The following is a 251-nucleotide window of genomic DNA, read 5'->3' on the forward strand; positions in this document are numbered from 1 at the left end:
AAGCGTCACCACACCCGTGGTGCTGTTGATGTCCAATAGTCCAGCATCGGTACCCGTTAGGCTGTACACCAAGGTATTGTTCGTCGCCGTATCATCGGCATCCGTACCTGTGGCGGTGTAAATGACCGTACTAGTGTCGGCGTTCTCATCCACACTGCCTGTCGCACCGGACGTAATTACTGGCGTGTTGTCGTTCAGGTCATTGACGCTGACCGTCACCGCTTGACTCACATTGAGACTGCCGGAGTTGT

At 54.6% G+C, this 251-nt stretch carries 1 protein-coding gene; it reads right to left on the reverse strand.

Annotation, left to right across the window (positions count from 1 at the left end; all coding sequences use genetic code 11):
• Positions 1-251 (reverse strand): cadherin repeat domain-containing protein (locus tag AC2A4J_RS20475; protein ID WP_484177311.1); only part of this gene is annotated, 251 nt, incomplete at both ends.

The organism is Marinomonas sp. ATLA20 (assembly GCF_057180105.1).